The 584-nt window shown below is 68.5% G+C and carries 1 pseudogene; it reads right to left on the minus strand.

Annotation, left to right across the window (positions count from 1 at the left end):
* Positions 1-400 (minus strand): annotated as a pseudogene (locus AACY52_RS29445) (proline dehydrogenase family protein); the annotation flags it as partial.
* Between the last annotated feature and the right edge of the window lie 184 nt (positions 401-584).

Consider the following 584-nt stretch of genomic DNA (forward strand, 5'->3'; position numbering starts at 1 on the left):
GCCCGTCGCCCATGCCGTGCAGCCGCTGGAACTCAAAGTCGCGCGAATTGCCCGCCCATTCCATGATCGTCGCCACCGTCAGCGCATTGTGGCTGGCAAAGGCCGGGCGGATGTTGGGCGCGTCCAACATGTCGCGCGCCACCGCCAGATACGACACGTCGGTCGCCGCCTTGCGCGTGAACAGCGGATAATCGGACAGCCCCTCGACTTGCGCGCGCTTGATCTCGCTGTCCCAATAGGCGCCCTTGACCAGGCGCACCATGATCCGCCGGCCGCTGCTCTGCGCCAGCCGCGCGAGGCCCGCGATCACCTGCGGCGCGCGCTTCTGATAGGCCTGTACCACCACGCCAAGGCCCCGCCATGTGCCCAGCGATGGCTCCGCCGCCAGCCGTTCGGCCAGCCAGGCGCCGCCGCTCCAGATGCCGACCAGGGCGGTGTCCGAGCTCAGCAGGCGCTGCACGCCGCGTTGGAGCTCGAGGTACAGGCCTTCTGCATCCAGCTTGAGGTCGCTCATGGGTGTTCTCTGAAAAACTGTTCCAGGATCAGCGCGGCGGCCGCGGCGTCCACATCCGGCGCGCCTTCGG

The sequence above is a fragment of the Pseudomonas sp. EA_65y_Pfl1_P113 genome (assembly GCF_963970525.1).
GTDB lineage: Bacteria > Pseudomonadota > Gammaproteobacteria > Pseudomonadales > Pseudomonadaceae > Aquipseudomonas > Aquipseudomonas tritici.